Annotated in this window: 19 protein-coding genes; 12 read left to right on the forward strand and 7 right to left on the reverse strand. The window is 39.9% G+C overall.

Features of this window, described 5'->3' with window-relative positions; all coding sequences use genetic code 11:
* Window positions 1-56: 56 nt before the first annotated feature.
* Window positions 57-308 (forward strand): zinc ribbon domain-containing protein, encoded by a 252-nt coding sequence (locus T529_RS13805; protein ID WP_202962296.1) that lies wholly within the window; start codon window positions 57-59, stop codon window positions 306-308.
* 125 nt (window positions 309-433) lie between these two features.
* Window positions 434-625, forward strand: coding sequence for a type 1 glutamine amidotransferase family protein (locus tag T529_RS0109635; protein ID WP_033163399.1), 192 nt, complete (start codon window positions 434-436; stop codon window positions 623-625).
* A gap of 18 nt (window positions 626-643) precedes the next feature.
* Here T529_RS0109635 and T529_RS0109640 read toward each other — a convergent pair whose 3' ends face one another.
* On the reverse strand, window positions 644-1945 hold the full coding sequence (locus T529_RS0109640; RefSeq protein ID WP_033163400.1) for an MATE family efflux transporter: 1302 nt from the start codon (window positions 1943-1945) through the stop codon (window positions 644-646).
* A gap of 195 nt (window positions 1946-2140) precedes the next feature.
* Between T529_RS0109640 and T529_RS0109645 the strand changes: the two genes are divergently transcribed.
* From T529_RS0109645 to T529_RS0109660, 4 genes are all read left to right on the forward strand, one after another.
* Window positions 2141-3202 carry an MBL fold metallo-hydrolase gene (locus tag T529_RS0109645; protein ID WP_051646954.1) on the forward strand — a complete coding sequence of 354 codons (1062 nt, stop codon included), beginning with the start codon at window positions 2141-2143 and terminating at the stop codon, window positions 3200-3202.
* Between the two features lie 26 nt (window positions 3203-3228).
* A complete protein-coding gene (locus T529_RS0109650; protein ID WP_033163401.1) occupies window positions 3229-4629 on the forward strand; it encodes an MATE family efflux transporter in 1401 nt (466 codons plus the stop codon).
* 190 nt (window positions 4630-4819) lie between these two features.
* Entirely contained in the window at window positions 4820-7441 is a 2622-nt protein-coding gene (locus T529_RS0109655; RefSeq protein WP_033163402.1) for a cation-translocating P-type ATPase, read from the forward strand.
* Between the two features lie 59 nt (window positions 7442-7500).
* Window positions 7501-8160, forward strand: a complete 660-nt coding sequence (locus T529_RS0109660) for an acyltransferase (protein WP_033163403.1) — start codon at window positions 7501-7503, stop codon at window positions 8158-8160.
* 16 nt (window positions 8161-8176) lie between these two features.
* On the opposite strand, the gene T529_RS0109665 is transcribed toward T529_RS0109660, so the two are convergent.
* Genes T529_RS0109665 through metF form a run of 6 tightly spaced genes read right to left on the reverse strand, consistent with a single transcriptional unit; the run spans window position 8177 to window position 14764 of the window.
* Window positions 8177-8731 carry a hypothetical protein gene (locus T529_RS0109665; RefSeq protein ID WP_238560806.1) on the reverse strand — a complete coding sequence of 185 codons (555 nt, stop codon included), beginning with the start codon at window positions 8729-8731 and terminating at the stop codon, window positions 8177-8179.
* On the reverse strand, window positions 8703-9410 hold the full coding sequence (locus T529_RS12640; RefSeq protein ID WP_051646955.1) for a DUF4430 domain-containing protein: 708 nt from the start codon (window positions 9408-9410) through the stop codon (window positions 8703-8705). The genes T529_RS0109665 and T529_RS12640 overlap by 29 nt, the downstream gene beginning before the upstream one ends.
* On the reverse strand, window positions 9403-10863 hold the full coding sequence (locus T529_RS0109675; protein WP_033163404.1) for a hemoblobin-interacting domain-containing protein: 1461 nt from the start codon (window positions 10861-10863) through the stop codon (window positions 9403-9405). The genes T529_RS12640 and T529_RS0109675 overlap by 8 nt, the downstream gene beginning before the upstream one ends.
* A gap of 17 nt (window positions 10864-10880) precedes the next feature.
* Window positions 10881-13253: a homocysteine S-methyltransferase family protein gene (locus tag T529_RS0109680; protein ID WP_033163405.1), complete on the reverse strand. Its 2373-nt coding sequence runs from the start codon at window positions 13251-13253 to the stop codon at window positions 10881-10883.
* Window positions 13254-13256: 3 nt separating this feature from the next.
* The gene (locus T529_RS0109685) at window positions 13257-13907 is read right to left on the reverse strand and encodes a vitamin B12 dependent-methionine synthase activation domain-containing protein (RefSeq protein ID WP_081823113.1); all 651 of its coding nucleotides are present in this window, start codon (window positions 13905-13907) and stop codon (window positions 13257-13259) included.
* Complete coding sequence (metF, locus tag T529_RS0109690) at window positions 13904-14764, reverse strand: methylenetetrahydrofolate reductase [NAD(P)H] (RefSeq protein ID WP_033163406.1); 861 nt, start codon at window positions 14762-14764, stop codon at window positions 13904-13906. The genes T529_RS0109685 and metF overlap by 4 nt, the downstream gene beginning before the upstream one ends.
* Window positions 14765-14918: 154 nt before the next feature.
* Between metF and T529_RS0109695 the strand changes: the two genes are divergently transcribed.
* The 6 genes from T529_RS0109695 to tnpA form a co-directional block, all read left to right on the forward strand.
* Entirely contained in the window at window positions 14919-16112 is a 1194-nt protein-coding gene (locus T529_RS0109695; RefSeq protein WP_033163407.1) for a MerR family transcriptional regulator, read from the forward strand.
* Complete coding sequence (locus tag T529_RS0109700; RefSeq protein ID WP_033163408.1) at window positions 16093-17157, forward strand: GH25 family lysozyme; 1065 nt, start codon at window positions 16093-16095, stop codon at window positions 17155-17157. The genes T529_RS0109695 and T529_RS0109700 overlap by 20 nt, the downstream gene beginning before the upstream one ends.
* A gap of 116 nt (window positions 17158-17273) precedes the next feature.
* Entirely contained in the window at window positions 17274-17582 is a 309-nt protein-coding gene (locus T529_RS0109705; protein ID WP_033163409.1) for a PTS sugar transporter subunit IIB, read from the forward strand.
* A 57-nt stretch (window positions 17583-17639) separates the two neighbouring features.
* Entirely contained in the window at window positions 17640-18197 is a 558-nt protein-coding gene (locus tag T529_RS0109710) for a flavin reductase family protein (protein WP_081823115.1), read from the forward strand.
* 75 nt (window positions 18198-18272) lie between these two features.
* Window positions 18273-19187 (forward strand): nucleotidyltransferase family protein, encoded by a 915-nt coding sequence (locus T529_RS0109715; RefSeq protein WP_033163410.1) that lies wholly within the window; start codon window positions 18273-18275, stop codon window positions 19185-19187.
* A 160-nt stretch (window positions 19188-19347) separates the two neighbouring features.
* A partial coding sequence (tnpA, locus tag T529_RS0109720) for an IS200/IS605 family transposase (RefSeq protein ID WP_033163411.1) occupies window positions 19348-19584 on the forward strand: 237 nt, incomplete at its 3' end.

Consider the following 19584-nt stretch of genomic DNA (forward strand, 5'->3'; position numbering starts at 1 on the left):
ATATCAATAACACAAAAAGGACAAAATAAGAATGTAGGTTTTCCGACATTTTTATATTGTCTTTTTCCTACATTATTATTTTATCCTTTGCAGAATACAAGGCTGCATGGTACGGGAATGACATAATCAAAGTACCTACCATGTATCCAAGCAGTCAGACATGCAGTAGCTGTGGGTATAAGAACCCGCTTGTAAAGAATCTCTCTATCAGAGAATGGGAATGTCCTAATTGTCACGCAAAGCACAGTAGAGACACCAACGCAAGCATAAACATCTTAAACAAAGGGTTGTCACTGTCAGTATCCTGACATATATAAAATACCGTAGGGCATACGGGAATTTACGCTTGTGGACACTGTGTAAGACGAGCCAACAAGGTAACTTGTTAGGAACGCAGTAGTGGTTGAAGCAAGAATCCCACGACTTTAGTCGTGTGGAGTGTCAAGAAGATAAGCTTTTATCAGGTAAATTTGTGAAAGAAGTCGTTGTAGCTGATGAAAACTTGATTACTTCTATAGGTCCTGCGACACCGTTCCCAATGGTCTATAAGATGGCAGAAGTCTTAGGCGTTGACCCTTCAGATGTAAAAGAGAAGACCTTTTATAATTTTGCCAAAGGAAAATAGTAAATGAAAGAAGCGCACTTAATGTACGCTTCTTTTTGGTTGGTGTTGAAATTTGATTGCTACAAGTGCAGTGAACAATTCTGTTAATGGAAGAGTAAGCCAGATGCCTGTCATTTTCATTGTTGCACTTAGAAGAAAAGCAGCAGGAATGAGAATAATGATCCCTCTAAGCAGAGTGGTGATTTGGGCACGATATGGTTGATTAATAGAAATCAGGTACATAATGGTAATAATGTTGTAGCTGGCAAAGAATGGGGCAATAAAGTAAAGAATGAGTCCACTTTCAGCTAAGCTTTGTAACGTTTTGTTTTGTTCGCTATTGAAAGCTAAGACAACGGGTGATTTGAAGAAGATCATTAGAATATAGACAATGAGGGCAATCACAAGACCTAAGACAATGGCATGATAGCGAACTTTTTCTAAATCCTCAAGATCACCTTTCGCAAAACATTCCCCCATCAAAGGCTGAACACCTTGCGCAATACCATTAAAGAAGGCAAGAATGACAAGATAGATGTTGACAATGACACCATAGGCCGCTACACCTGTATTACCAGCGATATGAAGAATCAAGTAATTAAATACCAACATGACGATACCTCCTGAAACTTCATTAATTAAAGAAGGAAATCCGAGGGTAAAGGTTTTAATGAAAAGATTCTTTTTGAAAACGAGGTGGCCTAGGTGAATACTTGCCTTATGATGGAAAAAACGTGTTGAGAGAATCAAGATGCCAATAATTGGAGAAAAGGCTGTTGCGAGAACTGCACCAAGCATTCCAAGATGCAGAGGAAAAATAAAAATATAATCAAAGATGATATTAAACAAACTCCCCGCCAGCATCCCAATCATTGCTAGATGAGGATCCCCATCATTCTTTGTATAGGCCGATAGTACATTGTTCAACATAAAAGCAGGCGCAAAAAGCATGATGAACTTAAGATATGTTGAAGTCATATGATGAATAGCTTGATTGGCACCAAGAATTGTCGCAAGCTGATTTGAAAAAGCTATGCCTACAAAGACAAATACTGCACCAAATACACCCACAAGCAATAATCCATGTAAAAAGACATTGTTGGCATCATTGTTTTCTGTTGACTTATAGGCGATAAACTGGGCTGCACCACCAATCGCTATCAACATACCTAGACCAGAAATCAAGTTATAGACTGGCAAGGCAAGATTAAGAGCAGTTAAGCCGTTAGCTCCCATACCCTTGGCAATAAAGAATGTATCAGCAAGAATATAAAGTGATAAGCCAATCATTGAAATCATATTGGCTGAGACATAATGAATAAACTTTTGTTTGAGTGTCATAGTTGCTTCCTCCAAATAAAAAGCATCAAGCCATTATTCCCATCTGCTAAGGCCTATCGATGGGGGACTTAATGCACATTCTACCCGGCGGCAGAGTTTCTATATTGCTTGTCATTATACCTGAAGGAAATGAGTTGTCAACAGTTCTGTTGATTAGAAGGAAGAATATGATAAAATACGCATTGGTGATGAAAGATGTTTTTAATTGGAGTGCTCATTGTGATTATCATGCTTTATAATGTGGATCCTGTGTTTGGAAAAAGACCAAACAAAACAGATCAACAAAACTATGCCCAAAGAAGCCATAACTATGAAAATGGGAAGTTTTTCTATGATGATCATTTAGACCAAGATCAGAAGTTCAGTATGCATACCAAAAATGTTCTTTCCAATAAAGGAAAACGTCCTCATTCTCCCTTGCCTACCAATCAACCAGACTTTTCTCATTCCCATGAATTGAGCTTTACCTGGTTTGGACATTCGACATTACTGATTCAAATCAAGGACAAAACAATTCTCATTGATCCCATCTTTTCAACCTATCCAACACCATTACCATTGGGCTTGTTTAAAAGATTTGATCGACCTGTCATCGCTATTAAAGACCTGCCTGAAATCGATTTTTGTCTTATTAGCCATAATCATTATGATCATTTGGATTATCCTTCTATTAAAAAGCTAAAAGACAAGGTTCATCATTTTATCGTACCATTAGGTGTGGAGAAAACCTTAGAAAGTTGGCATATCTCAAAATCAAAAATTATCAATATGGCATGGGGAGAAGAAGTCAAAATAGAAGGTATAACATTTGGTGCTCAGCCATCAAGGCATTTCTCACAGAGAAGTCTCTTCGATAGAAATGAGACACTTTGGTGCTCCTATGTCATAGAAACAAGCAGCCACCGCATATTTATTGGGGGAGATTCTGGTTTTGGCCATCACTTTGAAGAAATCCAGAAAAGATATCATAGCTTTGATATCGTATTTTTAGAATGTGCACAATATGATGGTCGATGGATGAATATCCATATGTTTCCTGAAGATGCACTCAAGGCGGCTAAGATTCTTAATGCCCGCTATTTAGTGCCCATGCATTTTGGGGCATATAGTCTTTCTGTGCATCCTTGGGATGATCCTTTAGTGCGCCTAAATGCAAAGAAGTCTAGGATACCTGTAATCACGCCGCTTATTGGAACAACTGTTGATATAAAGGATATCTTGGCTTATCAAGAACACTGGTGGGAAGATATTGAATAATATAAATAAGAAGAAAGAGAAGTACTATGCAAAAAGAATTATTGTTAAAACTTAGAAATGGGGACAAGCTTACCCTAAAAGACTCCATCAAGCTCACCATCCAAATCTCCTTGCCTGCAATCATGTCACAAGTATCAACCATCATCATGGAATATGCGGATGCAAGTATGGTTGGTCGTCTTGGAGCCCATGATTCAGCTTCAATTGGCTTAGTCTCCTCATCAACATGGCTGATTGGTGGTCTCTTGAATGCAGCATCACTTGGCTTTAGTGTCCAGCTTGCGCATCGTATTGGCGCAAAGGACAACAAGGAAGCAAGAAATATCATGAAGATTGGACTTCTTTCAACCATGCTTTTTTCAATAGTTATGTTGTTGATTGCCATCAGTATTGCTAAGTGGCTACCATCTTGGCTAGGTGGCAATAAAGCCATTATTGATCATGCCTCGCTTTATTTCTTGATCTTTGCCTGTCAGCTGCCTTTCCAGCAGCTTAATAATGTTGCTGGTGGTATGCTTCAGGCTAGCGGTAATATGAAAACACCAAGTCTTTTAAACATCCTGATGTGCTTGTTGAATATTTTCTTCAATCTCTTATTGATCTTTCCAAGTGGCACAGTAGGAAGTTTGCCAGGATGGAATTTAGGAGTCGCTGGGGCAGCGCTGGGAACGGCTTTATCACAGGCAATCATTTCTCTTGTTATGTTGTATTGGTTGCTTAGAAGAAGTGACCTGCTGAAGCTTAGAAAAGGGGAAAAAATGCATTTTTCCAAGGGATATTTTATAAGTGCCTTCCGTATTGCCCTGCCTGTCGCTTTAGAACAGATTGCTCAAGATGGTGCCCAGATTGTCTCAACGCGTATTGTTGCCCCGCTAGGCACAAAGGCCATTGCTGCCAATAGTTTTTCCGTGACTGCTGAATCATTGTGCTATATGCCTGGATATGGAATAGGCGTTGCAGCTACGACAATGATTGGACAGTCAATTGGTGCTAAGCGTGAGGATTTAACTTATCGCCTTGGCTGGCTTGTGACAATACTAGGTATGGCAGTCATGAGTATAACAGGTATATTGATGTATATCTTTGCCCCTTTCATGCTTGCAACATTAACACCTCATCCTTCTATTCAAATGCTAGGTGTAAGAGTTTTACGGATTGAAGCTTTCGCTGAACCTCTGTTTGCCGCTTCAATAGTGGCTACTGGTGTTCTAAGAGGAACGGGGGATACAATGATTCCATCGCTCTTTAATCTTGTCTCAATGTGGCTTGTACGCTTACCATTGGCTACCTTGCTTTCACCACGGATTGGCCTTGTTGGGGTATGGAGTGCAATGGCCATTGAATTATCTGTTCGCGGTATTCTCTTCTTATGGCGTCTTTCTAAACGCAACTGGTCCACAAAAGAAGTGATCATTGCCCATAGCTAATTTTATCTTGAAAAGTAAGTGACTTTTTTATAGAATGAAATAAACAAAAGGGAGTAACTAGCAGCCTAGCTGTATCTCAATGCGTCAATTCACGGGTGAAGACCCCGCATGAGGTTGAAATAGTGAGACTTTTGCATTCAAAATCTTTTTGGATGCAAGAGTCTCTTTTTGTTTGAAAAGGAGAGAGGTTATGAAAAATTGGTATGAGATGAATCATCAGGAGGTCTTAGAGACATTACATACAAGGCATGATGGTTTAAATGAAGAAGAGGTTGAAAAAATCAGGGCTGAAAAGGGTAGTAATAAGCTTGAAGAGACCAAGTTAAAAACACCATTTGCGATATTCTTATCGCAGTTTGCGGATCTACTTGTCATTATATTGATTATTGCGGCAAGTGTTTCACTCTTTACCGGTGATGTAGAAAGTACGCTCGTAATTGTCGCAGTGCTCATTCTAAATGCCATCTTGGGGACTGTACAGAGTGTCAATGCCCAAAAGTCTTTAGCGGCCTTAAAGTCACTATCATCGCCCCACGTCAAAGTCATTCGTCATGGACAGCGTTTAGAAATTGATTCTGTAGATGTTGTACCCGGGGATATTGTCATGCTGGATGCAGGAGATATGATTTGTGCTGATGGACGCATTCTAGAAAGCTTTTCCTTACAGGTTAATGAAAGCTCATTAACGGGTGAGTCGACAAATGTCGAAAAGAAAGATGAAGTGTTGCAAGGTGAAGTTGCTTTGGCTGATCGTACAAATATGGTATTCTCAGGTTCACTTGTCACTTATGGTCGGGCTATTGTCGTTGTAACAGAAACAGGCATGCATACAGAAATAGGCAAGATTGCCCAGCTGATGAATGATACGAAGGAACATAAGACACCATTGCAGAAGAGTCTTGATGATTTTTCAGGCAAGCTTGCGACAGGTATAATGATTATTTCCGTGATAGTCTTTGGACTAGAAATGTGGCGTGGCATGCATATTATGGATGCCTTGCTTTTTGCCGTAGCACTAGCTGTAGCAGCGATTCCTGAAGCCTTAAGTTCGATTGTCACAATAGTCCAGGCGATGGGAACTAAAAAGATGGCTAAAGAAAATGCGATTATCAAGGATTTAGCGGCTGTTGAATCTTTAGGTTCTGTTTCTGTCATTTGTTCTGATAAGACTGGGACACTCACTCAAAACAAGATGACAGTCCAAGATATCTATATTGGTGGTGAGTTATTGAAGGAAGAAGATTTGAAACTGACAAACCAGCTTCATCGCTATCTTTTACTTGATGCCATTCTTGCCAATGACTCAACGATTGCCAATGGCGTAGGAATTGGTGATCCAACGGAATATGCCTTAATTGAAATGTTTTATCATGTTAAAGGTATTTCCATTAATCATGGCGAAAGCATCCTCACTGATCATATGCTTCGTGATACCCTCCCACGTATACAGGAGCTCTCTTTCGATAGTGACCGCAAACTGATGAGTACAAAGCATATTGTTCATGGCATTCCAACAATCTTTACCAAAGGTGCCATTGATGTTCTTTTAGAACGCTGTACAAAAATCAGAGACAATAATGGAATTCGTCCAATAACTGAAGAAGACAAAAAAGCAATCATGAAACAGAATGATGCTTTTTCCAAGAATGGCTTACGCGTACTTGCCTTTGCCTATAAGGAAAGTGATGAAGAACTTACATTAGAAGCAGAAAACAATTATATCTTTATTGGTCTCATTTCGATGATTGACCCTCCACGTGTTGAATCCATTCAGGCTGTAAAGGATGCCAAGGAAGCCGGGATTCGTACCGTCATGATTACTGGTGACCATAAAGTTACCGCAACAGCAATTGCCAAGAAGATTGGTATCTTTAATGAAGGTGATGAAGCTGTCACAGGAATGGAACTTGATGCAATGAGTGATGAAGAACTTGCAAGAAGAGTTGAACATATCTCCGTCTATGCCCGTGTTTCACCGGAAAACAAGATTCGCATTGTTGATGCATGGCAGAAAAAAGGACGCATTGTCTCAATGACTGGTGATGGCGTCAATGATGCCCCAGCTCTTAAGAAAGCGGATATTGGTGTGGCAATGGGCATCACAGGTACGGAAGTTTCTAAAGATGCCGCAAGCATGATTCTTAGTGATGATAACTTTGCAACCATTATCAAAGCAGTTGCGAATGGACGTGTTGTCTATAAGAATATCAAGAATGCTGTTCTCTATCTCTTATCGGGTAACTTATCGGCTATTCTTGTTGTGCTTTATACTTCGGTTGTTGGCTTACCAATCCCATTCTTAGCTGTTCAGCTGCTCTTTATTAACTTGGTGACAGATTCCCTTCCTGCCCTGGCAATAGGCATGGAGCCAGGCGACCATGATGTCTTAAAACAAAAGCCAAGAGACCCCCATGCTGGTATTATGGATAAAGCATTTATCAGAAGAATGGTCTTACAAGGTATTCTTATTGGTATTGTTGTCGCAATTGCCTTCCATATGGGCCTGCACAGTTCACCGATGATGGCTTGTTCAATGGCTTTCTTGACCTTGACTATGTCACGCTTGCTTCATGGCTTCAACTGTCGTGATCAGAAAAGCATCTTTGCCTTAGGCTTTAAACGCAATATGTTTAGCCTATATGCCTTCCTGATTGGCTTAGTGCTTGTCCTCTTGATCATCTTTACACCTGTAGGCAGAAGCATGTTTAGGGTTGCTGCTATGAATAGTACACAAGTGATAACCATCTTCTTACTCGCAATCATTCCAACAGCCATCATTCAGTTAAGAAAAATCATTTCAAAGCATAACTAGACTTTAAAAATGTCCCCATTTCCTTTAAGATATGTATTGAAAGAAAGAAGGATTAAGAAATGTATACAATTCATGATTTATATGACCTAGATCACACGCTTGCGAAAGACTATTTAGCACAATTCACATATCCATGGGAAGCATTAAAGGGCATTAAAGATTTCATCATTGCCTTAGGTGAAACATTGGATAAGAATGAATATGAAGAAGTCTCTGAACATGTATGGGTTCATAAGAGTGCAACAGTCTTCTCTTCGGCATACCTTGGAGCACCTTGCATCATTGGTCCTCGTACTGAAGTAAGACAATGTGCTTTTATTAGAGGAAGCGCACTTGTTGGGGCAGATTGTGTTGTCGGTAACTCAACAGAGCTTAAGAATGTCATTCTCTTTGACCATGTCCAGACACCTCACTATAACTATGTTGGTGATAGTATTCTTGGCTATTATTCACATACGGGAGCAGGTGCCATCACTTCAAATGTCAAGAGTGATAAAAAGCTTATCGTGATTCATAATGGTGATGAACAGATTGAAACAGGCTTAAAGAAGATTGGTGCTATGCTTGGTGATTATGTTGAAGTAGGCTGTAATTCAGTTCTCAATCCAGGTACTGTCATTGGCAGACATTCCAACGTCTATCCAACATCATGTGTACGTGGTGTTATTCCTGAAGCTTCAATCTTTAAGAATGATGGAACAATAATTAAGAAGAGATAAAAAGAAGAGTGAACAGTTAATTCTGCTCACTCTTTTTTAAGTCTTTCTCAAATATTTTATAAAGAATAGGTGCTAACATCAAATAAAAGAAGAAATTCCCTACAGCATGAAAAGTATCAAATAATAATCCTCCCACATAATAAGGAATAAACAGCCCTAAACCACCAATCACAAACTGATCGAGCGATACGACAAATCCAAACACATAACCCATCACAAAACTAAAACAAGCCATCAGGACATAATGAGGTTTATTTTCCCTAATATGAAAGAGATCAACTAAAATCTCAGTCAATATACAAATCACAAACCAGGCGAGAATCTGAAAGAATGTCCAGATGCCCATGCCAAGAAAGATATTGGAAACAACAGTTGTGACAACAGTCACTTTAAAGGCAAAGCTTAAACCAAACAAGATGACCGACAAGATAATAATGGAAGTGACTGGCTTGACGTTGGGTAAGGCCTGTAAGCCAATACGTGACGCAATATTAAAGGCGGACAATAAGCCAATTAAGGCAATTTCCTTAACCGGACGATATTTAATTGTAGTTGACGTAGTACCAGACAACTTGATCACCCTTTTTTAACTTATAACCACCAGCACTAATATTAGGCGCAACACCATTAACCTTATACATCCAGCCAGACAGTGGTCCATGGTCTTTTTCGGCAAGTCCATTGATCGCTCGCACATAAGTCGCTGAGCCAAAGCCAGTCTTTTTATAAGAAAGACCTGTTTCACTAAGAATACTATAAGCTGTTGCTCCTTCTTTTAAGGGCATATCACTATTATAGAAGTTCTCATTAATCCCTGTTATTGTCACATGAATCTGCTCTTCAGATGGTTCTTGTTTGACTGGTTGACTTTGTGTTACGGCTGCTTCTTGTTTTGTTTGTGCTACTTCTGGTTTTCGAGCTGCTTGGGAAGTACTGGTCTGTGTTTTTTGAGGAACTGGTGTCTTTTTAGTAGAAGGTGTTGTTTGTGTTGCTTGTTTTAGCTGTGTTGACTGTTCTTGTGTATTTGTAGGTTTTGTTGAAGTGTCAGTTTTTGGTGTATTCGCCTCTATTTTAGGCGCTACCTCTTTTTCAACAGCTTTCTTCTTGCTTACTTTTTTCTTCTCTGTCTTGACTTCAACCTTTACTGGGGGATGAACACTGTGATAAATGCCCACGCCACCAATAGCAATCAAAGCGATAATGACAAAAACAATGACAAGCTTAGTCTTTTGATCAATCTTCTTAAACATGATGATATCTTCTTAATAATACAATGCCTAATCCAGTCAATATAACTAATAAGACATAGAGTTCAATATCAGTTGAATCGCTTGTATCAACCACTTTATAGCTCTTCACCACTTTCTTTTCCTGTTTGACAGGGGTTGTAGATGGTGCTTTTTTAATTGGCTGCTTAACTTCTTGAACTGGTTGAACAGGCTTTTTGACTTCTTCTTGAGGAGCAATCAGAGTAAATGTACCACTTGCCTTGCCATCAAGAGCACTGATTACAATTGTATGCTGGCCTAAGGCTAAAGTGTTGAGGTAATTTGCGTTTAGGGTGATGGTCTGATTAACAGTATAATAAGAACGATCAATCTCATTACCATCTACGCTGATGCTTTGAATGCCCTTTTGAGGAATATCTGTTGAGAATATAAATGACTGTCCTTTTGTAATAGTTGTCTTATTGCCATTTGTCAGCTGGTAGTTCTTTGTCGGATGTTTTGTCTTATCATAATCACGTTTAGCCTTATCAAAGACAGACCCATTCTTATATGTACCTAAGGCAAGAACGCCATCACGTGTTGCCATGTTGTTGTAGCCAACACCAATTGGCTGATAATTAGCATCATAATTCATTGCCTTAAAAGAGCCATCATCCATCTGCCAAGTCAGCAGGTAGTCATAAGGGTTAGCAGCATGAGGGGCATTATAGTGATCATTTAATAAGCCTTCACGATCAGCAACGACAAGGCCTTCAAGAACACATCCCTGGGTATTGGCATTGCCGCCATAGATGGTAAAGACAGACTGGTTGTTTTCATTCTTTGTCACGCTCTTGATATAGTTAATGGCATGCTGGATGGATGATTGATAAGCTGTCTTATTCACTAAGCTTAACGCTTCGATAGCCCAGCCAGTTGTATCGACATCAGCTGACTTCCAGCTTGAAGAAAACCAGTAAGCACCTGAATCCAGTGCTTCTTGCGCAAGATAGTTGCCCACAAGCTGCTGTTTATCCGAATTAATGACATAGAGGCCATAAAGCGCCCAGATATCATTATTGGCGCCAGTTGAATTGACAATTGAACCATCTTCCTGAACGCGACTTTCCAATGCTTCAACAAGATTCTGGCCATCAATATTTTGTGGATCCTTCCCCATTAAACATGTCAAAACAATCATCTTGCCTAAAGTACCAATATTTGTCTTATTGCGATCTTCAAGATGAAGATAAGGTAACTCTTCAGTCAGTAAATCCTGTGCATTTAAAGCCTCATCAGCTTCCACACCTACAGATTCACTTGCAAGAATATCATCATAGCTTTCAAAACCAGTTTGACGCTTGCTTTGATAGTAGCTAACAGCCTTATTATAGGCATTTGTGAGCTTATCACTATAATTACTAGCACTTACCTGAGTCAGTGATAGTGATAATGTCATCAAGAATACGAGAAAACAACTTAAATATTTCTTCATAAATAACTCCCCTTTATCTATTCTTCAATTCCAAAAACTTTATTCGCATAATGAACGGTTGCCATTGCATCCTTGCAATAAGCATCAGCACCAATTTCATCGGCATAATCCTGATTCATCACGGCTCCCCCAACACAGACGAGCGTATCAGGTTTCTTTTCTCTAAGCTGTCTGATTGTTTCTTCCATGCTGACAACAGTTGTCGTCATTAAGGCGGACAAGCCAACAAGCTTAATATTCTCCTTGATTGCCGTATCAACAATCACTTCCGGAGGAACATCACGACCTAGATCAATGATATCAAAGCCATAATTCTCCAGCATGACCTTCACAATATTCTTCCCAATATCATGAATATCTCCCTTGACTGTTGCAAGAATAATGCGTCCTTTTACTTCGCGTGCTTCACCAGCCATGCTTTCTTTAACAACACCAAAAGCAGCTTTAGCCGCTTCGGCACTCATTAATAGCTGAGGTAGGAAAAGTGTCCCTTTCTCAAAGCCCTGTCCAACTTCATCAAGGGCTGGAATCAGTTCTTCATTTATAAGCGTGAGCCCATCCTTATTCTTAAGACCATCTCTTGTCGCTTCAGCTGCATTTTGCGCCATCCCACGCTTGATTGCTTCATATAGGGACATTGTCGTTGTTGCCTTAACGACTGGCTTTTCGACATTGGCATAGGCTGTAATATAATCAGTGAAGTTTGTATCATAGTTCATCAACGCATTAAAAGCACGATAGCTATCCATCATTGACTTAGTGTTCGGATTGACAATTGCACATGAGAGCCCATTCTGCATTGCCATGGTGAAGAAGTTGGCATTAAGAATGGAACGTTCCGGCAGGCCAAAGGAAATATTAGAAACTCCAAGAATGGAATGTCCATGCAATTCATCACGAATACGTCTAATTGTTTCAAGCGTGACAAGAGCACTTTGAGGGTCGGATGAAACTGTCATGGCAAGACCATCAAAGACAATATCATCATGGGAGATACCATATTCATCAGCCGTCGCATAAATCTTCTTGGCAATCTCAATACGTTTATCAGCATTGTCAGGAATGCCATCCTCATCAAGAAGTAACGCTACAACAACAGCACCGTACTTCTTGACAATCGGAAAGATGGCTTCCATCGTTTCTCTTTTCCCATTCACGCTATTGAGCATGCATTTGCCGTTATAGACACGCATCGCCTTTTCAATTGCTTCAACATTGCCAGTATCAATCTGTAAAGGCAGACCGGTTACACTTTGTAATTCCTTGACGACTTCCACCAATGTTGCTGCTTCATCAATTTCCGGTAAACCGACATTGACGTCAAGAATATCAGCACCGGCATCTTCCTGAGCTAAGCCCTGGGAGAGTATGTAGTTGATATCATGATTTTTCAAAGCTTCCTTGAATTTCTTCTTGCCAGTAGGATTAATACGTTCACCAATGATTCTTGGCTTTGTACCAATCTCAACTGCGGTTGAGAAGGATGTCACATAGGTATGATGCTTCTTTGTAGGATATGGGAAAGGGTGCTTGCGTACTTCTTCAATTTCTTTGCGAATATAAAGCGGTGTTGTCCCACAGCAGCCCCCAAGAGCCTGAACAGGTAAATTGGCCATTTCGCCCATCAACGAAGCAAACTCATCTTCATGCATGTCATAGACATTCTTGCCATTAACACTTTTAGGCAGTCCAGCATTAGGATTGACAATTAGTGGTAGAGAAGAAAGCTCAGTCATTTTTTGAACAATGGGCATCAGCTGCTTTGGCCCTAGCGAACAGTTAATTCCAAGGGCGTTAACACCCAGCCCCTCTAGTAAGGCAACAACTGTTTCAACACTTGCACCGGTTAAAAGCTTGCCTTTTTCATCAAAAGTCACTGTGACAAGAATAGGCAGATTGGAATTCTCTTTAGCGGCCAGTACAGCTGCCTTGATTTCATAGGCATCCGTCATGGTCTCGATGACAATAACATCTGCTCCTTCACTTGCCCCATAGCGCACAACTTCACCATAAATCTCAATGGCCTTTTCAAAAGGCAGGTCTCCTAAAGGCTCCAGTAATTTACCAGTTGGCCCTAAATCAAGAGCGACATAGCCATCATCATCACGCCTGGCTTCATGACGGCCTTCTTTCGCAAGCTTAATCGCGTTCCTGACAATCTCTTCAAGATGATCAGGATATTTTAAGCGATTGGCCCCAAATGTATTGGCATTGACAATGTCACTGCCAGCTGCAAAATAATCACGCGCTAATGTTCTAATCTTATCCTGATGTCTAATATTCCATGTTTCTGGCAGTTCGCCAGCAGCCAGTCCCCAGTCCTGTAAGATGGTGCCTGTTCCACCATCAAAAAACAACCACTCTTTACCTAATCGATCTAATAAAGCCATTACCTACTCCTTTCTTGATGGACAGTCTTGTTGGTCACAGGCTGCACATCCACTTACACTCTTTGTCTTTTGATCAGTAATGCCAATAAAGGCTGTTACGCTCTTGCTTGGTACCATCAAACATGTCTCTGTTAAGCTGATACCAATAGCACTCATATGTAATATCCGTTCAAAATCTCGCTGCAAGCTTAATGGCGTTCCCCCATAGCCTGGAGAAAAACGTGGTTTAAGATATAGACCTTCTTGAGCCACATCTTGTCTGAGTTGTTCATTAAGCTCATCACAGACGCACTCAACCATCTCGGCACCAGTAGCCTGATAGATGGCAGCCTTAGCCATCTTGCTCAGCTCGGCCCGCTTGATCATGCGATCTACGCCAATGCCAATCGTTGCCCCAAAGAGAAAGACTTCATGACATCCCTGAAGATTTTTTGCCAGACTGGTTGATGCCACCTGCATACCGCCTACTTCAATTGTTTTTTCGTCTAGCCATTTTAAGGGTAGACGTTTATAGACTGTTGCTGGTGTGATAACTTTCTTTAGATCCGCAATGCATTCATCAATTAAATGATCAATCTCAGGGGTAATCTCAATCTTCTTTCGCTTTGAATAACCTAGATAGCGATAAATCTCGCTTTTTCTCACTTCCATCATCGAATAATCTCCGATACATTATGCATTATTGCACAGGCAACATCGGGCTTGTTCATTGAATAGACATGAATATGTTTAATCCCAGAAGCAATCAAATCAATAATCTGTTCAGATGCATAAATGATCCCTGCCTGTTTCATTGCTTCATCATTATCACCAAACTTATCGACCATGGAAATAAAGCGCTGAGGCATTGAACAGTTGGAAAGCTCTCTTGCCCGCTTCACCTGAAGACCACGGGTAATAGGCATGATGCCAGCAACAATAGGAACATCAATGCCAGCTTCACGTGCTCTAAAAAGGAAGTTGTAGAAGACATTGTTGTCGAAGAACATCTGGGTTGTCAAAAAGTCAGCTCCGGCATCAACCTTTTTCTTTAAGTTCTTAATATCCGTATCTTTATTACCAGCTTCAGGATGACCTTCCGGATAACAGGCAGCACCAATACAAAAATCACCACTTGCCTTAATCTCCTTAATGAGTTCTGAGGCATGCTGGTAATCATGAAATTTAGATCCACCAGAAGGAATATCTCCACGTAAAGCCATAATATTTTCAATATGATTCTCTTTTAAACGATGAATCATATTATGCACATGTTCTTTTGAAGAAGAGACACAGGTTAAATGTGCCATGACTTCAACATTCTCCTTCTCTTTAATCTCTTTGGCAATATTTAAAGTATATTCACTTGTGCCACCGCCAGCACCATAAGTAACACTCATAAAATCAGGATGCAACTTGGCAATTTCCTTGGCCTTAAAAGCCACATCATCATAATTCTTTGTCAGCTTTGGTGGAAAGACTTCAAAGGATAGTGTTATTTTATCTTGATTTAATATATCGATTATTTTCATGACCATACTCCTTATCTCAAACTATTCCCTATTATAACTTGTATTTTCTTTTTTCGCTTATCTTTATATTATTGAGTATACAATAGGATTATCCTATAGTACATTCTCTATTTATCTTCTTAATGATATAATGAGGACGTTAGGAGGAAGATGCATGCGTTACTATAAAACAGGAGAGTTTGCGAAAATGGCCAATGTCTCCATCCGTACCATTCGCTGGTATGACAAGCAGGGCTTGTTGAAGCCAACGATGATTGCCGAAAATGGCTATCGTCTCTATACCGATAAAGATTTTGTCAAGCTCCAGCAAATCCTTTCACTTAAACAGCTTGGCTTCTCTTTAGAAGAGATCTTTTCGATGACACTCAATGATGATGTCAATTCATTAATGCAATCCTTAGAACTGCAATCAACGCTCATTGAAGGCAAAATCAACCATCTGTTAGCCATCCAGAGTGCCATTGAAGAAACAAAGAATGTCTTAAGTGATAAGCAGGATATTGACTGGAACCAGCTGATCAAGCTCATCAAGATGACAAGCATGAATGATTCTGTTGTGGAACAATACCGTGATTCCTCCAACTTAGAAATTCGTATTCGTTTACATGAGCGCTATTCCGTTAATCAGGAGACATGGTTTTCCTGGCTCTTTCGCCAATATCATTTAGAGAATGGGATGAAGGTTTTGGAAGTGGGATGTGGCAATGGGGAGCTGTGGAAAAAGAATGCCGCTGCCATTCCAGATGCATCCATCACCTTGTCCGATATTTCCGAGGGAATGGTCAATGACGCTAAAGAAAATCTTGAACATGTTGCCAATATGCGTTATGCCTGCTTCGATGTCGAAGATATTCCTTATGATGATGCCACCTTTGATGTCGTGATTGCCAATCATGTTCTCTTCTATATCAAGGACTTACCCACAGCGCTTAGTGAAATCTATCGCGTCTTAAAGCCGGATGGTGTTTTTTATGCCTCAAGCTATGGCCAGAAGCATATGCATGAGATCACTGACCTTGTCAAGGAGTTTGATACCCGCATCACCCTCTCTAATATCAATCTCTACGATATCTTTGGCCTAGAAAATGGCGAACAGCTTCTTTCTCGCTTTTTCGCCAGGGTAGAATTGTTGCGCCATGAAGATGCCCTTGAGGTCACAAATAGGGATGACCTCTCAAACTATATTCTTTCCTGCCATGGCAATCAGGGTGAATATATTTCTAAGAAGTATGATGAATTCCGTAAATTCCTCGATCGTAAGCTCGCAAAGACAAAGTCCTTCCATATTACGAAGGATGCGGGCATGTTTATATGTCAGAAGGTGAATAATGATGAAAGAAAAGTTTAAGAAGCTTGGCATTTTATTTGTGGCTGTGGCTGTTGTTATTACAGTTGTCCTTAGCTTCCAGAAGACAAAGCAAGAAGAGAAGAAAGAGACAACACTCCAGATTCCAGCCATCTTTAAAACAAAGCCAACGGCCACATATTCAATTAAAGCTGTTGTAGGGGAAACATCGGCAGTCAATAAAATCGTCACTGACCCCATCTACAATCAAATGACCATTACCTCAGTAGATTCTAAAAATACAGCCATTTGTCAGATTGTCAGCTATCTTGTAGGTAATAAACGTTATGTCTTGGTTGTCCCAACAGGAAAGGGTACAACAACTATTCGTGTCACAGGTAAATACAATAAGAAAACATATGGCTATGATATCAAGACGCAGGTAACCAATCCCAATAATGTCAAGGTGGGCGTTGATTTATCAAGCTATCAGGGCAAGATTGAAGCAGACGTCTTGAAGAAGGCCGGGACAAACTTTGCGATTGTCCGGGCTGGACATGGCTATTCAACAGAGAAGAACTTCAGTCACTTCATCAAGGAATGTCAGAAGGACAAGATTGATCTTGGACTCTATTGGTATCTCTCTTCCAAAGACAACAAGACACTGATCACCGACCAGGAAGTCCTTGATCAGGCCAATGCCTTTGTCAAGCTCTTAAAAGAAAACAAGCTGACAAGTGAATCATTGCAATATCCTATCTATCTTGATCTAGAAAGTGATACGCTTTATGGCAATGTTCCTGAAGTCATCAAGATTGCCTATGTTGAGTCACTTGCCCGTGAATTCTTTGACGTATTAGCCAAAGCCGGCTATAAGAATGTTGGTATCTATGCCAATAAGTCCTATTATGAAACCTATCTTTCCAATGCCTACTTTGCTTCAATCAAACACAAATGGTATGCCCGCTATGGTTATGTTGGCACAAAGCCAACGATTACACTTAATAACCAAACCTTCACACCGGACATGTGGCAAATAGGCGATAACTTTAAAATTCAGGGCATTTCGAAAGAACGTATCGATCTAAATTACTACTATTTAAAATGATTTTTTGATTGTTTTGATGGCATAATTTCACTGATTAAAAATGACCAATATTGAAAACGATTGCATTTTTTTCAAATTGTTTTACAATAAAAGTAACAAAAGGAGATTAGTAGAAGATGAAGATTATGCTATGTTGTGCAGCAGGCATGTCTACAAGCTTGCTTGTAACGAAGATGGAAAAAGCAGCTGCTGCAAAAGGATTAGATGTAGAAATCTGGGCAAATCCAGTTTCTGAAGCAAAGGATCATTTAGATGCAGATATTATCTTGCTTGGCCCACAGATCAGATATGCTGAAAAGTCAGTTAAGGAACTTGTAGATGGCAAGATGCCAGTTCAAAATATCGACATGCGTTCATATGGCCGCATGGATGGTGAAAAAGTTCTTAGTGATGCATTGAAAGCTATTGAAGATTTCAAAAAATAATAGATAAGGCGAGCATGGTCTCGTCTTTTTTGATGAATGAAGAAAGAAGGTAGAATTATGGAAATTCCAGCAAAAAAAGCAACAATCGCACCTGAGGGTGTCTATATTATTGGAACATATGATGAAAATGGCCAGGCCAATGCCATGAATGCCGCCTGGGGATCACAGTCAGACTATGGCGAAGTGACATTCTTTCTAGGCAAACATAAAACAACAAAGAATCTCAAGACAACAGGCGCTTTCACAGTCGCCTTTGGAACTGCTGAAACGGTTACAATCTCAGATTATTTTGGTGTTGAAACCGGCAATAGGGTCAATAAAATAGAAAAAGCAGGCGTTCATGTTCATAAGAGTGCTCATGTCAATGCACCTATTATAGAAGAATATCCACTGACATTAGAATGTCTTGTCACTTCTTATGATGATGAAACAGGTATCCTTGTTGGCAAGATTGTCAGTGAGCAGGCTGATGAAGCAATTCTAACTGATGGCAAGGTGGATTATGACAAGCTGAAGCCAATTATCTTTGATATTGCCTCAATGAGTTATCGTGTCATTGGACCTGTTGTAGGAAAGGCATTCCATGATGGATTAAGCCTGAAAAAAGCGGATTAATGTAATTTATATGGTAATAGAGCCATAATTCGTGTATTATGAAAGTAACGTGATATTGAAGGGAAGATAGATATTATGAAAAGTGCACTTGTAATTATGGCAGCCGGTATTGGCTCAAGATTTGGTGGAGGCATCAAGCAATTAGAACCAGTCGGCATGCATGATGAAATCATTATGGACTATTCGATTCATGATGCGATTGAAGCAGGCTTCAACAAGATAGTCTTTATCATCAGAAAAGATATTGAAAATGATTTCAAAGAAAGAATCGGTAATCGTATTGAAGAAGTCGCAAAACGCAACAATGTAGAAGTAGCTTATTGTTTCCAGAGTCTTGAAGACTTGCCAGCTGGCTTTAGCGTGCCAGAAGGACGCAGCAAGCCTTGGGGTACAGGCCAGGCTGTCCTTGCAGCGAAAGGCCTGATCAATGAACCTTTCGTTGTCATCAATGCTGACGACTATTATGGCAAAGATGCCTTTGTCAAGCTTCATGATTTCCTCTTAGAAGAACATGGACCAAAGGACTTCGCAATGGCAGGCTTTATTCTTAAGAACACATTATCAGACAATGGTGTTGTTACTAGAGGCTTGTGTGAAATTGATGCCAATGGCTATCTGACAGATGTTCATGAAACAAAGAATATTGCCAAGATCGCAAATGGTGCAGAAAGTGATGGCAAAGAATTAGATCCAAATAGCTATTGTTCTATGAATATGTGGGCCTTAACACCAGAATTCATGGACATGCTTGAAGAAGGCTTTGTCGAATTCTTAAAGACAAATGATGATCCAATCAAGGGTGAATACCTCATCCCAACATATATTGGTGAACTCTTGGAAGCACATAAGATTACTGTTAAAGTCATTGAAACAAAGGATAAATGGTTTGGTGTAACCTATAAGGAAGACAAAGAAACAGTTGTTGAAAGCTTTAAGAATCTTATTAATACAGGCGTATATCTCAAGGACTTATATCTTGATTTAGACTAGGACAAGGAAGTATACTTCCTTGTTTTTTGTGTAAACATAAAAACCCCCAGATTGTCTGGGGGTCCATTCAAGCTTTAGCGGAGTGGTAAAGAAAGTGCCCTCGTACTATAATTGTACTGCGGCTTCCAACTGCAATACAAAATAGAAGGAGGGCATTTATATGTCATATAACGATGACTTACACAGTCTATCACACACTAAGTGGAATTGTAAATATCATGTGGTTTTTGCACCAAAATATAGAAGAAAATCATTTTATGATGCTCGAAGAATTGAAATTGGACAAATACTGAGACAGCTATGCGAATGGAAGGGAATCAACATTCTTGAAGCGGAAGTATGCGTTGATCATATTCATATGCTGATTGAAATTCCGCCAAAGTATTCTGTATCTGGA

It is taken from the genome of Sharpea azabuensis DSM 18934 (genome assembly GCF_000702165.1).
Taxonomy (GTDB): domain Bacteria; phylum Bacillota_I; class Bacilli_A; order Erysipelotrichales; family Coprobacillaceae; genus Sharpea; species Sharpea azabuensis.